This is a genomic window from uncultured Pseudokineococcus sp. (assembly GCF_947495735.1).
Taxonomy (GTDB): Bacteria; Actinomycetota; Actinomycetes; order Actinomycetales; family Quadrisphaeraceae; genus Pseudokineococcus.
Genome location: NZ_CANMAA010000016.1, coordinates 15,063 through 28,723, shown reverse-complemented (window position 1 = coordinate 28,723; position 13,661 = coordinate 15,063). Strand labels below are relative to the sequence as shown.

Sequence of the window (13,661 nt, the reverse complement as noted above, 5' to 3'; positions counted from 1 at the left end):
TGCACGGCCCTGTCCTCATGGGCCAGTCCTGGTGCGACCTCGCCTTCCTCCACTGGGCGGTGCCGCCGGAGCGCGCGCAGCCGTGGATGCCCCCCGGCGTGCGCCCGGACGTCGTCGTCGGCCCCGACGGCGTCGAGCGCACCTACGTCGCGCTCGTCCCCTTCCGCCTCGTCGGCGCGGCCCCGGGGCGCGGCCCGGGGGTCCCGTGGCTGGGCACCTTCTGGGAGACCAACGTCCGGCTGTACTCGGTGGACGCCACCGGCCGCCGCGGCGTCGTCTTCGCCAGCCTCGACGCGAGCCGGCTCGGGGTCGTGCTCGGCGCCCGGGCGGCGTTCGGCCTCCCCTACCGCTGGGCCCGCATGCGCGGCGCCGAGCGGGTCCGCGACGGCGCGCGCGAGCTGGCCTGGACGGCCCGCACCCGCTGGCCCGGCCCCCGCGGGCTGCGCAGCAGCGTGGCCGTGCGCGTCGGCGACCCCCTGGCCGATGACGCCGACGACGCCGGTCTCGCCACCTTCCTCACCGCGCGCTGGGGCCTGCACACCGCCCACCTCGGCCGCACCTGGCACGTGCCCAACACCCACGGCACGTGGTCGCTGCGCCGGGCCGAGGTGCTGTCCCTCGACGACGAGCTGCTCGGCGCCGCCGGGTTCGGCGACCTGGCGCGGCGACCGCCCGACCACGTGGCCTTCGCCGAGCGGGTCGGCGTCCGCTTCGGCCTGCCCGGGAGCGCCCGCACCCCGCGCCCACCAGCCGCAGCGGCTCCGGGCGCCCCTGCCACACTCCCCGGACATGACCAGCCCTGAGCCGCTGCCGGACGGCGCCGCGCCCCTCACGCGCTCCCAGCGCCTCGACCGGCTGCCCTTCACGCGCCAGCACGGCAAGCTCCTCGTCGGCTCCGGCGTCGGCTGGGCGCTGGACGCCATGGACATCGGCCTCATCAGCTTCGTCATGGCCGCGCTGGCCGTGCAGTGGAGCCTGACGCCCGGGGAGCTCTCCGTCGTCGGGTCCATCGGCTTCGTCGGGATGGCCCTGGGCGCGACGCTCGGCGGCCTGCTCGCCGACCGCGTCGGCCGGCGCCAGGTCTTCGCCCTCACGCTCCTCGTCTACGGGCTCGCCACCGGCGCCGCGGCGCTGTCGACCGGCCTGGCGATGCTGCTCGTCCTGCGCTTCGTCATCGGCCTGGGCCTCGGCGCCGAGCTTCCCGTGGCCTCCACGCTCGTCAGCGAGTACGCGCCCGCCCGCCTGCGCGGGCGGGTCGTCGTCGCGCTCGAGGCCTTCTGGGCCGTGGGGTGGACGGCCGCCGCCGTCATCGGGTTCTTCGTCGTCGGCGCCTCCGACGACGGGTGGCGCTGGGCCTTCGCCATCGGCGCCGTCCCGGCCCTCTACGCCGTCGTGGTCCGCGCGGGCCTGCCCGAGTCGGTGCGCTTCCTCGAGCGGCGCGGCCGCACCGACGAGGCCGAGGCCGCCGTCCGCCGCTTCGAGCGCTCCGCGGGGGTCGACACGCCGTCGACGCCGGCGGCCCGCACCGGGGTGGACACCGCGCAGGGCGCCGTCGCGCGCAGCGGCGGGTCGGCGGCGGCGGAGGACGGCACGGGCTGGACGGCCCTGTGGTCGCGTCCGCTGCGCCGGCGCACCGCGGCCCTCTGGGCGGTGTGGTTCGGGATCAACTTCTCCTACTACGGCGCCTTCATCTGGCTGCCGTCGCTGCTGGTCGCCTCCGGCTACTCCCTGGTGCAGTCCTTCGGGTACACCCTGGTCATCACCCTCGCCCAGCTGCCCGGCTACGCCGCCGCGGGGGTGCTCGTGGAGACGTGGGGCCGCCGGCCCACGCTGGCGACCTTCCTCGTCGGGTCGACCGTGGCCGCCGTGCTGCTGGGCCAGGCCGACTCCCCGGCGACCATCATCGCCAGCGGCATGCTGCTGTCCTTCTTCAACCTCGGGGCCTGGGGAGCGCTCTACGCCATCACCCCGGAGGTCTACGGCACGGCCGTGCGCAGCACCGGTGCCGGCGCGGCCGCCGGCTTCGGCCGCATCGCCGCGATCCTCGCCCCCCTGTCGGTGCCGTTCCTCACCCGCCTCGGCGGCGACCCGGCCGTCTTCACCGTCTTCGGCGTCTTCTTCCTCCTCGCCGCGCTGGCGTGCTGGGGCCTGCCCGAGCTGCGCGGCCGCGCCCTCGAGGAGACCGCGCGCGAGCGCGTCGACGCCTGACCGGGAGGCGGGTCGCTGCGCCGGCACGGGCCCTCAGCCCGGCTCGACCTCCTCGCCCGCCTGGAGGCGCAGCGCCTCCAGCACGGCCACCACCACCGGCGAGGGGTCGGCCCGGCCTGAGCGGTGCACCACCGAGAGCCCGCGGGACCCGGCGTCGATGGAGCCCGCCGTCGCGCGGGCGCCCGGGTGCGGCAGGTGCGCGAGCGCCAGCTCGGTGACGACGGCGGCGCCGAGCCCCGCGCCGACGAGCGCGAGCATCGCCGAGGCCTCGGTGCAGGTGTGCCGCACGACGGGCTGCCGCCCGCCGGCCGCCGCCAGGCGGTCGAGCACCACGCGCGCCGCCTGGCCGGGGGGCGCCGCGACCCACGGCCGGGCGAGGAGCTCGCCCAGCTCGTCCGGGCGGGGCCAGGCCGCCGGGACGACGACCCGGTAGGCGTCGTGCATGAGGTCCTCTCCCGCGAGGCCGGGCACCGCGCGGGCGGCGTCCCCGAGGGCGCGCTCGACGAGCAGGAGGTCCAGGCGCCCCGCGCGCAGCGCGCGCAGGCCCGACGCCTCGTCGACCTCGACCACCTCCGGCTCGACGGCCGAGCCCGCGAGCGCGAGGGCGCCGACCGCCGGGGCGACGAGCCGGCGCAGCACCGTGGCGAACCCCCCGACCCGCACGGGCCCCGCGGCGGCGCCGCGCAGGGACGCCGTCTCCCGCTCGGCGAGCGCCAGCGCGTCGGCCACCTCCTCCGCGCGGTCGGCGAGGGCGTGGCCGGCCGCCGTCAGCTCGAGGGTGCGGCCGCCCCCGCGGCGGGACCGGTCGACGAGCGCGAGGCCCGCCTCCTGCTCCAGGCGGGAGACCGCCTGGGACACGGCCGAGGGCGTCAGGTGCAGCGCGCGGGCGGCCGGCAGCACCCCGCCCGCACGGCGGACGGCCCTCAGCACGAGCAGCCGCCGGGGGTCCAGGCTCATGAAGCGCTACTGAACCACAGCGCCTCTTCTCGTGACTCTCGTCGATCTCCGGCCGTGCCGACAACCTGCCTGTGGCACAGCACCTCGACCTCGCGCTCACCCTCGGCGGCTACCTCGGCGGCCTCCTCGTCCTCGCCGGCTACGCCCTCACCAGCAGCGGCCGGCTCGCCTCCACCTCGCCGGCCGCCCAGGCCGTGAGCACGACGGGGGCGCTCCTCCTGCTGGCCAACGGCGTCGCCCTCGCCGCCTGGGCGTCCGTCGGCGTCAACGCGGCCTGGATCGCCATCGGCGCGGTGGCGGTCTGGCGCGGCCGCGCCGGTCACGGGGCCCACGCGGACGCCGGCGCAGCCGGCAGCGCGCGTGTGCCCGTACAGCGCTTCTGCGACTGCGCCGACGGAGCCCCCGAGGTGTGGCCCGGCGACTGGGACGCCGCGGCGGAGCACCTCGCGACCGCCGCCGAGCCCCTCGCGGCGGCGTCGCCCGCGGCCGCCACCGCCTGCCCCCCGACCGCGCCGATGCCGGTCCTGGACCGGCCCCGCCCCTGAGGGCCGCCCGGCCGGCTCAGGCCAGGACGTCCTCGACCGGGGTCAGCGGGAGCCCGTGGGACTCGGCGACGCCGGCGCTCGTGACGGCGCCGGCCGCCGTCGTCAGCCCTCGCGCGAGGGCCGCGTCGCGGCGCAGGGCCTCGCGCCAGCCGCGCTCGGCGACCTCGACGACGTAGGGCAGCGTCACGTTGGTCAGGGCGTGGGTCGAGGTGTGCGGCACGGCGCCCGGCATGTTCGCCACGCAGTAGAAGACCGACCCGTGCACCGCGAAGGTCGGGTCGTCGTGCGTCGTCGGGCGGGTGCCCTCGAAGCAGCCGCCCTGGTCGACGGCGATGTCGACGAGCACGCTGCCCGGGAGCATGCGGGCGACGAGGTCGTCGGACACCAGCTTGGGCGCCCGCGCCCCCGGCACGAGGACCGCGCCGACGACGAGGTCGGCCCCCAGCACCGCGCGCTCGAGCTCCAGGGCGCTGGACGCCACCGTGCGCAGGCGCCCGGCGTAGAGCTCGTCGAGGTGGCGCATCTTCGCGATGTCGCGGTCCAGCAGGGTGACGTCGGCCCCCATGCCGACGGCGACCCGCGCGGCCGCGGCGCCCGAGACGCCGCCGCCGATGACGACGACGCTCGCCGGCCGCACCCCCGGCACACCGCCCATGAGCACGCCGCGACCCCCCTGGCTGCTCATCAGCGTGTGCGCCCCGACCTGCGGCGCGAGCCGCCCGGCCACCTCGCTCATGGGCGCGAGCAGGGGCAGGGAGCGGTCGGGCAGCTGCACCGTCTCGTAGGCGACCGCCGTCGTCCCGGCGGCCAGCAGCGCGTCGGTCAGCGGTCGGTCGGCCGCCAGGTGCAGGTAGGTGAGCAGCAGCAGGTCCTCGCGCAGGAAGCCGTGCTCGGACTCGACCGGCTCCTTCACCTTCAGCACCAGCTCGGCGCCCCACGCGTCCGCGGCGGCGGGCACGACCCGGGCCCCGGCGTCGGCGTAGGCGGCGTCGGGGATCGAGGAGCCCTCCCCCGCCCCCGACTCGACGAGCACCTCGTGGCCGCGGCCGACCAGCTCGTGGACGCCGCTGGGCGTGGCGGCCACGCGCAGCTCGCGGTTCTTGACCTCGCGGGGGATGCCGACCTGCATGGCGCTGCTCCTTCGCTCGCGGGCGCCGAGCTCCGGGTCAGGGCTCCGGCTCCCGAGGTCGCGGCCCGGGGTCCGGACCCTGCCGAGGGCCACGGCGGCCGACGGGGCCTCATGGTGGCACCCGGCTCGGCGCTGCGGCACCGACGGCCCGGCTCCTCGGCGACGCTCGACGGCCGCCCGCGGCCTCAGGCGGGGGCGGCGCCGACGGTGCTCTCCCGCACCACGAGCCGGTGCGGCGCCTCGACGGCGCGCGGCGGCAGGTCCGGGTCGGCCATCCGGGAGACGAGCAGGCGCAGGGCCGCCTCGGCCATGACGGAGCGGTCGATCGCCACGGTCGTCAGCGTCGGCGTGCTGTAGGCGCTCTCCGCGACGTCGTCGACCCCCACGACGGCGACGTCCTCGGGCACCCGCACGCCGTGGCGCCGCAGCGCGCGCATCAGGCCGAGGGCGAGCACGTCGTTCATCGCGAGGACGCCGTCGACCTCCAGCCCGGCCCGGCGGGCCGCCACGAGGCGCTCACCGGCCGCCTCGCCGTCCTCGCGCGTCCAGTCCTCGACCCCGAGCAGGAGGTCGCCGCCGTGGGGCAGCCCGGCCGCCGCGAGCGCGGAGCGGTAGCCCTGCAGGCGCTGGCTGGCCGTGTCGTGCAGCGTGGCCTTGACGCCGAGCGCGGCGACGCGGCGCCGGCCCACCTCGACCAGGTGGCGGGTGCCCAGCGCGGCGACGGCGACGCTGTCGATGCCGACGCAGTCCACCGGGACGCCGGCCGCGTGCTCCCCCAGCAGGACCACGGGCGTGCCGGGGACGGCCACCAGCTCGTCGGCCGACATCTCGAGCGGGGAGAAGACGAGGCCGTCGGCGAAGCGCGTCGGCAGCCCGGCGGCCACCTCGCGCTCGCGCTCGACGTCGCCGTCGGTCTGCTCGACGGCGACGGCGAGGCCGTGCGCGCGAGCGGTGCGGACCAGCCGGCTCGCCAGGTCGGCGAAGAACGGCATGTCGATGCCGGGGACGGCCACGGCGACCATCCCGGTGCGGCCCTGCCGCAGCTGGCGCCCGGCGGCCTGGGGCCGGTAGCCCAGCGCGTCGATGTGCTCCTGGACCCGCTGGCGCATCCCGGGGCTGACGTGCGCGTAGCCGTTGACGACGTTGGAGACCGTCTTGGGCGACACGCCGGCGGCCAGCGCCACGTCGCGCACGGTCGTCGGTCGTCGGGCAGCCACGCCGCGATGATGCCGGACGACGCCACCCGCCACCGACGACCGCGCCATCTGGACCGGTCGAGCGCGCCTTGACAGGCGCCGTCGGCGCGGAGCACTCTTCGCCAACCTTTTACATCGTTGTAGAGGCAAGGGAGACCGACCGATGACGCTGGACCCCGTCCGCGACCGAGCGCTGAGCCGCCGGTCATTCCTCAGAGCCTCGGCCGTGGGGGCCGGTGCGCTGGGCGCCACGTCGCTCGCCGGGTGCGGATCCGTCGCACCCGGAGGCACGACACCGCTCGCCTACTGGAACTTCTTCACCGGCGGCGACGGCGCCCGCATGGTCGACCTGATCAACTCCTACCGCGCCGAGGCGCCCGACGTGGACGTCACGGCGACCACGCTGGAGTGGGGCTCGCCCTACTACACGAAGCTGGCGATGGCGGTCGAGGGCGGCCGCGGGCCCGACCTCGCGACCCTGCACGCCTCGCGGCTGGAGACCTTCGGCCTCAACCTCGTCGACTCCTGGGACTTGGCCGAGCTCGAGGCCCGCGGCATCACCCTCGACCAGTTCCCCGAGCCGGTCGTGGAGCGCGTGACCCTCGACGGCGAGCTCAAGGCGCTGCCGCTCGACACCCACCCGCTCGTGCTCTTCTACAACACGCGCATCTGCGAGGAGGCCGGCCTGCTCGCCCCCGACGGCTCGCTGGCGCCGATCCAGGGCGCCGAGGCGTTCCTGGACGCCGGCCGACGGGCCGCCGAGGTGACCGGCGCCAACGGCATCGCCTACGGCACCAACGACGCCCTGGCCTCCTTCATGCTCTTCTGGTCGGTCTTCAACCAGCTCGGCGGGGAGATGTCGTTCCCCGAGGGCGGTCCCGCCGTGGTCGACCGGGAGGCGATGGTCGGGGCGATGGACTTCATCGCCACCATGTGCGACGGCACCATCGCCTCCAAGACGCAGGACGGCGCCGGCGCCCCCGCGGCGTTCGCCAGCGAGCAGGCGGGCTTCCTGCTCATCGGCCCGTGGGAGGTCGCGACCGCGCAGACGGCCGGCATCCCGTTCTCGATGACGCAGTTCCCGGCGCTCTTCGGCGACACCGCCTACTGCCGCGCCGACAGCCACAGCCTCGTCCTGCCCACGCAGCGGAGCACCGAGCCCGAGGTCCGCGCGAAGGCCTACGACATGGCGGTCTCGCTGCTCCGGAACAGCCTGTCCTGGGCGGAGGGCGGTCACATCCCGGCCCTGTCCGAGGTGGCCGAGAGCCCCGAGTACCTCGCCCTCGACCCGCAGTCCAACTACCGCGGCGCCGCCCAGGTGGCCGCCTTCGACCCGGCCGTCTACTTCGCCGGCTCCGGGTCGACCTTCATGTCGCGCGCCGGCCAGTCGCTGCAGGGCGTCGGCACGGGGGCGCTCACGCCCGACCAGGGCGCGGACGACCTCATCGCCTGGATGGACGACCAGCTCGCCCTCGGGAGCCCGCTGTGAGCGCCGTCGGCAGCAGCGTGCAGACGACCGTCCCCACCCCGGCCGCCGAGGTCGACGGCCGCGCGGCCGGTCGCCGCCGCGGGCCCACCCTGACGGCGGGCCGGGGCGGCTTCTGGTTCGTCCTGCCCTTCCTCGTCGTCTACGCCCTCTTCACGCTCGTCCCGATCGTCTACGGGCTGTTCCTCAGCTTCTTCGACACGAGCCTCGTCGGCACGACGTCGAACTTCGTCGGCCTCGAGAACTACGCCCGCCTGATCGGCGACGGCGAGGTGTGGCGGACCCTCGGCATCACGCTCCTGTTCACCGTGCTGAGCACCATCCCGCTCGTGCTGCTCTCGCTCGTCATGGCGCTGCTCGTGCACACGGGCACCCGCGGCCAGTGGTTCTGGCGCTTCGCCTACTTCGCGCCGTTCCTGCTGCCCGTCGCGACCGTCACGCTCATCTGGCAGTGGCTCTTCCAGGGCGACTTCGGCCTGCTCAACGGGCTGCTCGGGCTGGTCGGCCTGCCCGACGTCGGGTGGCTCTCCGACCCCGACTGGGGCCTGTGGTCCGTGGTCATCCTCACCGTCTGGTGGACGGTCGGCTTCAACTTCCTGCTGTACCTCGCCGCGCTGCAGGGCATCCCGCAGAACGTGTACGAGGCCGCGGCGATCGACGGCGCGGGCGGCTGGCGCCGGCTGGTCTCGATCACCCTCCCGCTGCTCAAGGTGACGACCGGGCTCGTGCTCACCCTGCAGGTGCTCGCCTCGCTGAAGCTCTTCGACCAGGCCTACATCCTCTACGTCGGCAGCGGCGGACCGGGCGGCGTCGCGGCGCCGATCCTGCAGTACGTCTACGACACCGGCTTCGTGAACTACCGGCTCGGGTACGCGTCGGCGATCTCCTACATGTTCTTCGCCCTGATCATCATCGTCTCGCTGGCCCAGGCCTGGATCAGCAGCAGGAGGAGGAGGTCCTGATGGCCACCGCCACGACCGGGCGGGACATCGCCCGTCCGGACCGCACGACCCAGCGCGGTCGCAAGAGCCGCGAGGGCGTCTCGCTCGCGCAGCGCGGCTCGCTCGTCAGCAGGACCGCCATCGCCACCGCCCTCACGGTCCTGGCCGCCCTGTGGCTCGCCCCGCTCGCCTGGGCGCTGCTCACCTCGCTCAAGCGCGAGGCGGACACCACCACCGTCCCCCTGGAGGTCGTGCCCGAGGCCGGGTTCACCCTCGAGGCCTACACGCGGGTCCTCGGCAACGACAACATCATCACCTGGTTCATCAACAGCACGGTGGTGACGGTCGTCGTCACGGTCCTCACGCTGGCGCTCGCGACGACGGCGGCCTACGGCTTCTCCCGCACCCGCTTCCGCGGGCGGAACTTCCTCTTCGCGCTCACCATCGCGGGGATCATGGTCCCGCCCCAGATCCTCATCGTCCCGCTGTACCGCCAGGTGACGGCCATGGGGCTCGCGGACACCTACGCGGGGATCATCCTCCCGCAGCTCGTCGTGCCCGCCATGGTCTTCATCCTCAAGAAGTTCTTCGACGGGATCCCCGCCGAGCTCGAGGAGGCGGCCCGCGTCGACGGCGCCGGCCCCTTCCGCATCTTCTGGCAGATCGTCATGCCGCTGTCGCGCTCGATCGTCGCGGCCGTCGGGATCTTCGTGTTCATCGGCGCCTGGAACAACTTCCTGTGGCCGTTCATCATCATCAGCGACCCCGACCTGATGACCCTGCCCGTCGGCCTCGTCCAGGTCCGCTCCAGCTTCGGCGTCCAGTACGCGCAGGTGATGGCGTCCGCGCTGCTCGCCGGCCTCCCGCTGATCATCATCTTCATGCTGTTCCAGCGGCAGATCGTGCGCGGCGTCGCCACGACCGGCCTCGGCGGCACCTGAGCCGCCCCGCCCGCGCCCCGCGCGGAGCCACCCGACCAGCACCACGCCCCCTCCCGGAAGGACCCCCGTGCCGCACGCACGCCTGACCCTCGGGCCCGACTTCGTCGTCGGTCCCGTCCCGCGCCGCCTGTTCGGCTCCTTCGCCGAGCACATGGGCCGCTGCATCTACACCGGCATCTTCGAGCCGGACCACCCCACCGCCGACGAGAACGGGCTCCGCCAGGACGTCCTGCAGCTCACCCGCGAGGTGGGCCCCACGGTCGTCCGCTACCCCGGCGGCAACTTCGTCTCCGGCTACGACTGGGAGGACGGCGTCGGGCCCCGCGAGGAGCGCCCCCGCCGCCTGGACCGCGCGTGGCGGACGATCGAGACCAACCAGTTCGGCCTCGACGAGTTCGCCACCTGGGCCGAGAAGGTCGGCACCGAGGTGATGATGGCCGTCAACCTCGGCACCCGCGGCATGCAGGAGGCCTGCGACCTCCTCGAGTACGCCAACCACGCCTCCGGCACGCGGCTGTCGGACCTGCGGCGGGCGCACGGGCGCCAGGACCCGTACGACTTCAAGCTCTGGTGCCTCGGCAACGAGATGGACGGCCCCTGGCAGACCGGCCACAAGACGGCCCACGAGTACGGGCGCCTCGCGGCGGAGACGGCGCGCGCCATGCGCACCGTCGACCCGACCATCGAGCTCGTCGCGTGCGGCAGCTCCAGCCGCGCGATGGCGACCTTCGGCGAGTGGGAGCGCGTCGTCCTCGAGCACACGTACGAGGACGTCGACTACATCTCGGCGCACGCGTACTACGAGGAGAAGGACGAGGGCGAGGACACCTTCGGCGACTTCCTCGCCTCGGCGAAGGACATGGACGCCTTCATCGAGGAGGTCGTCGCGACGGCCGACGCCGTGCGGGCCCACGGCCGGCACAAGAAGCACATCGGCATCAGCTTCGACGAGTGGAACGTCTGGTACCAGACGCGCTGGCAGAACAGCGACCGCGCCAACGCCCGCACCGCGTGGGACGTCGCCCCGCGCGTCATCGAGGACGAGTACACGGTGACCGACGCCGTCGTCGTCGGCACGCTGCTGAACTCGCTGCTGCGCCACGGGGACAGGGTCGCCGTGGGCGCCCAGGCCCAGCTCGTCAACGTCATCGGCCTCCTGCGCAGCGAGGAGGGCGGGCCGGCCTGGAAGCAGACCATCGCCCACCCCTTCGAGCAGATGCGGCACCGGGCGACGGGCGAGATCCTCGACGTCCGCACGACGGGCGACCGGGTCTCCACGTCCCGCTTCGACGACGTCGACCTCGTCGACGCCTCCGCCACCTGGGACGCCGGCGCCCGCGCCGGCGACTCGGGCGAGGGCGTGCTGAGCCTCTTCCTCGCCAACCGCTCCCAGCACGAGGCCGCCGAGGTCGAGGTGCCCCTGGCCGCCTTCCCGGGCGAGCTGCGGGTGGCCGAGGCGCTCGTGCTCAGCGCGGGCGAGGGCCAGGACCGCCACACGGCCAACACCGTCGACGCGCCCGACGCCGTCGGCCTGCGCCCGCTGCGCGACGTCGCTGTCACCGACGGCAGCGCGCGCATCACCCTGCCGCCGCTGTCCTGGGCGGTCGTGCAGCTGGCGACGGCGCGCGGCTGACCCTCCCGAGGGCCCTCCCGGGACGGGCGCGAACCGCCCGTCCCGGGACGCACCACCCGGACCACCCGACGCCCCCGTGCGGCTCACCGCCGCGCGGGGGCGGCGCCGCGCACAGCGCTGCCACGATGGGCCGGTGACCGAGACGCCCAGCACCGAGACGCCCGGGCGCGCACCGGTCATGACCGACGTCGCCCGCCGCGCCGGCGTCTCCCACCAGACCGTCTCGCGCGTGCTGAACGGGCACCCGAGCATCCGCCCGGAGACCCGCGAGCGCGTGCAGCGCGCCATCGACGACCTCGGCTACCGCCGCAACCGCGCAGCCCGGGCCCTGGTCACCCGGCGCACCCTCACGATCGGTGTCGTCGCCTCGAGCACGCCGCTGTTCGGCCCGTCGAGCACGCTGCACGGCGTGGAGCGCGCCGCGCACGCCGCCGGCTACGCCACGATCCTCTCGACGTCGGACACCACCGGCCGCGACGGCGTCCTCGCGTGCGTCGCCCAACTGGCCGACCGCGGCGTGGACGGGCTCGTGCTGACGGCGCCGCTGCACGAGGTGCCCGACCTGCGCGAGCACCTGCCGGCCGACCTGCCCACGGTGTGCGCCACCGGCGGCCCCGTCGCGGGGCTGCCCTCCGTGCACGTCGACCACCGGGCCGGCGCACGGGCGGCCACCGACCTGCTGGTGGGCCTGGGGCACCGCGAGGTCCGCCACGTCGGCGGCTCGCCCGGCTGGTTCGAGGCCGCCGAGCGCGAGGGCGGCTGGCGCGACGCGCTCGAGGCGGCGGGCGTCGCGCCCTCCCCCGTGCTGACGGGCGGCTGGAGCGCCTCCGAGGGCTACGCCGCGGGGCTCGCGCTGGCCGACGACCCCGCCGCCACGGCCGTCGTCGCCGCGAACGACCAGCTGGCGCTCGGCCTGCTGCGCGCCCTGGGCGAGCGCGGCGTCGACGTCCCGGGCCGGGTGTCGGTCGCCGGCTTCGACGACGTCCCCGAGGCGGGCTACCTCTCCCCGCCGCTGACGACCGTCCGCCAGGACCTCGCCCGCGTGGGTCGCGAGGCCGTGCACCTGCTCCTCGCGCGGCTCCGGGACGCCGACGTCCCGACCGCCGAGTGCTCCGTCGTCGCACCGCGCCTCGTCGTCCGCGCCAGCACCGGGCCCGCGCCCGCGCCCGTCTGAGCCGATCCCTCCGTCACCAGGCTGACCGACGTCCCTGGGCAGTACACCTGGAGGAGAACTTCACCTAGGCGCAGTGCCACCTTGACGAGTTGAGCGTGGTTTAGCAAGGCTCGATAAAGTCTGCTCAACTGGCTAAGGTGTCAGCGTGGACCGAGCTACGAACCCCTACACACCGAACGCAGGAGCACCGCCGCGCTACCTCGCCGGTCGCCGCGCAGAAGTCGAGGACTTCCGTGTCCTGCTGCGCCGTCTCAGCCGCGGGTACACGGAGCAGTCCGTCGTGGTCACTGGCCTGCGGGGCGTCGGGAAGACGGTCCTGCTGGGTCAGTACCAGGCCGTCGCAGCCGACGAGGACTGGGTCGCCATCGACGCCGAGGTCTCCAAGAACACGCCTTTCGGGCCACAGCTCGCCAACCTCGCACGCCGCGCACTCCTCCAGGTCTCGCCGAAGGCTCGATGGGGCTCACGCGCACGGATCGCCGCGGGCGTCATCAAGTCGTTCTCCCTGACGGTCCAGCCGGACGGCTCCCTGACCGGCGGGCTCGACGTCGAGGCGGAACACGGTCGGGCGGACACCGGCAACCTCAACGACGACCTCGCTGACGTCTTCGAGGCGCTCGGCGCCGCGGCTCGCGAGCGGGACCGAGGCGTCGTCTTCCTCTTCGACGAGGTGCAGTTCCTCTCCAAGGCGGAGCTGGAAGCGCTCATCGGAGCGGTGCACCGCACCGTCCAACGCCAGCTCCCGGTGACCTTCGCGGGGGCCGGACTTCCCCAGCTGCCCGGGCTGGCCGGTGACGCCAAGTCGTACGCGGAGCGGCTGTTCAAGTTCCCCGAGATCGGACCGCTCCCCCCGGAGGCTGCCGCGGAAGCCCTCGTCGAGCCCGCGCGCGCCGAGGGCGTCACCTTCGCCGCCGCCGCCGTCGCCGACGTCGTGCGCTACACCGATGGCTACCCATACTTCATCCAGGAGTTCGGCAGGGCCGTGTGGGACGTCGCTGAGGGACCCACCATCACGGCCGACGACGCACGTGCGGCAGAGGCCCTCGTCGAGGCCGAGCTCGACAGCTCCTTCTTCCGGAGTCGGGTCCAGCGGTCGACCCCCGAGGAGCTGCGCTACATGCGCGCGATGGCCGAGCTGGGAGCGGAGGCGCAGAAGGCGTCTGACGTCGCCGAGGTGCTCGGCAAGGCCTCAGAGCAGGTGGCGCCCCTGCGCGCCCGCCTGATCAGCAAGGGCCTGCTCTACACACCCCGGTACGGCTACGCCAAGTTCACCGTCCCGCAGTTCGACCGCTTCATGAACCGCTACATGGCCTTGGACGACGTCCCGCCAGCGTGACGGCAGGTGTCGCGCTCACTTGGTTCGGACCTTTCGGCGCTCCACACGTGCACTAACTCGTCCGGTGCCGAAGACATCCGCAGGCTCGCCGGATCGGGACGACAGACGTCTACCG

12 protein-coding genes are annotated in these 13,661 nt (G+C 74.8%); 9 read left to right on the top strand and 3 right to left on the bottom strand.

Features of this window, described 5'->3' with window-relative positions; all coding sequences use genetic code 11:
- Positions 1-17 precede the first annotated feature (17 nt).
- Together Q0848_RS16505 and Q0848_RS16500 are read left to right on the top strand one after the other, a co-directional pair.
- Positions 18-803: a DUF2071 domain-containing protein gene (locus Q0848_RS16505; protein ID WP_366146653.1), complete on the top strand. Its 786-nt coding sequence runs from the start codon at positions 18-20 to the stop codon at positions 801-803.
- Positions 790-2,208 (top strand): MFS transporter, encoded by a 1,419-nt coding sequence (locus Q0848_RS16500; protein ID WP_299039482.1) that lies wholly within the window; start codon positions 790-792, stop codon positions 2,206-2,208. Before Q0848_RS16505 ends, Q0848_RS16500 begins: the two co-directional genes overlap by 14 nt.
- A gap of 33 nt (positions 2,209-2,241) precedes the next feature.
- Here the strand turns inward: Q0848_RS16500 and Q0848_RS16495 are convergent, their stop codons facing one another.
- On the bottom strand, positions 2,242-3,165 hold the full coding sequence (locus Q0848_RS16495; RefSeq protein ID WP_299039480.1) for a LysR family transcriptional regulator: 924 nt from the start codon (positions 3,163-3,165) through the stop codon (positions 2,242-2,244).
- 71 nt (positions 3,166-3,236) lie between these two features.
- On the opposite strand from Q0848_RS16495, the gene Q0848_RS16490 reads away from it, so the two are divergent.
- Positions 3,237-3,710 (top strand): hypothetical protein, encoded by a 474-nt coding sequence (locus Q0848_RS16490; protein WP_299039478.1) that lies wholly within the window; start codon positions 3,237-3,239, stop codon positions 3,708-3,710.
- A gap of 16 nt (positions 3,711-3,726) precedes the next feature.
- Here the strand turns inward: Q0848_RS16490 and ald are convergent, their stop codons facing one another.
- Together ald and Q0848_RS16480 are read right to left on the bottom strand one after the other, a co-directional pair.
- The gene (gene ald / locus Q0848_RS16485) at positions 3,727-4,839 is read right to left on the bottom strand and encodes an alanine dehydrogenase (protein WP_299039476.1); all 1,113 of its coding nucleotides are present in this window, start codon (positions 4,837-4,839) and stop codon (positions 3,727-3,729) included.
- A gap of 185 nt (positions 4,840-5,024) precedes the next feature.
- Positions 5,025-6,056, bottom strand: coding sequence for a LacI family DNA-binding transcriptional regulator (locus Q0848_RS16480; RefSeq protein WP_299039474.1), 1,032 nt, complete (start codon positions 6,054-6,056; stop codon positions 5,025-5,027).
- Between the two features lie 205 nt (positions 6,057-6,261).
- Here Q0848_RS16480 and Q0848_RS16475 point away from each other — a divergent pair, with 205 nt between their 5' ends.
- The 6 genes from Q0848_RS16475 to Q0848_RS16450 all read left to right on the top strand — a co-directional run bounded on the left by Q0848_RS16475 (position 6,262) and on the right by Q0848_RS16450 (position 13,546).
- A complete protein-coding gene (locus Q0848_RS16475) occupies positions 6,262-7,524 on the top strand; it encodes an extracellular solute-binding protein (RefSeq protein ID WP_299039472.1) in 1,263 nt (420 codons plus the stop codon).
- 89 nt (positions 7,525-7,613) lie between these two features.
- Complete coding sequence (locus tag Q0848_RS16470) at positions 7,614-8,483, top strand: sugar ABC transporter permease (RefSeq protein WP_366146652.1); 870 nt, start codon at positions 7,614-7,616, stop codon at positions 8,481-8,483.
- Entirely contained in the window at positions 8,483-9,403 is a 921-nt protein-coding gene (locus Q0848_RS16465; protein ID WP_299039469.1) for a carbohydrate ABC transporter permease, read from the top strand. Before Q0848_RS16470 ends, Q0848_RS16465 begins: the two co-directional genes overlap by 1 nt.
- Before the next feature lie 67 nt (positions 9,404-9,470).
- Entirely contained in the window at positions 9,471-11,036 is a 1,566-nt protein-coding gene (locus tag Q0848_RS16460; RefSeq protein ID WP_299039468.1) for an alpha-N-arabinofuranosidase, read from the top strand.
- A gap of 133 nt (positions 11,037-11,169) precedes the next feature.
- A complete protein-coding gene (locus tag Q0848_RS16455) occupies positions 11,170-12,210 on the top strand; it encodes a LacI family DNA-binding transcriptional regulator (RefSeq protein ID WP_299039467.1) in 1,041 nt (346 codons plus the stop codon).
- 145 nt (positions 12,211-12,355) lie between these two features.
- Positions 12,356-13,546 (top strand): ATP-binding protein, encoded by a 1,191-nt coding sequence (locus tag Q0848_RS16450; RefSeq protein WP_299039466.1) that lies wholly within the window; start codon positions 12,356-12,358, stop codon positions 13,544-13,546.
- Positions 13,547-13,661: the final 115 nt, after the last annotated feature.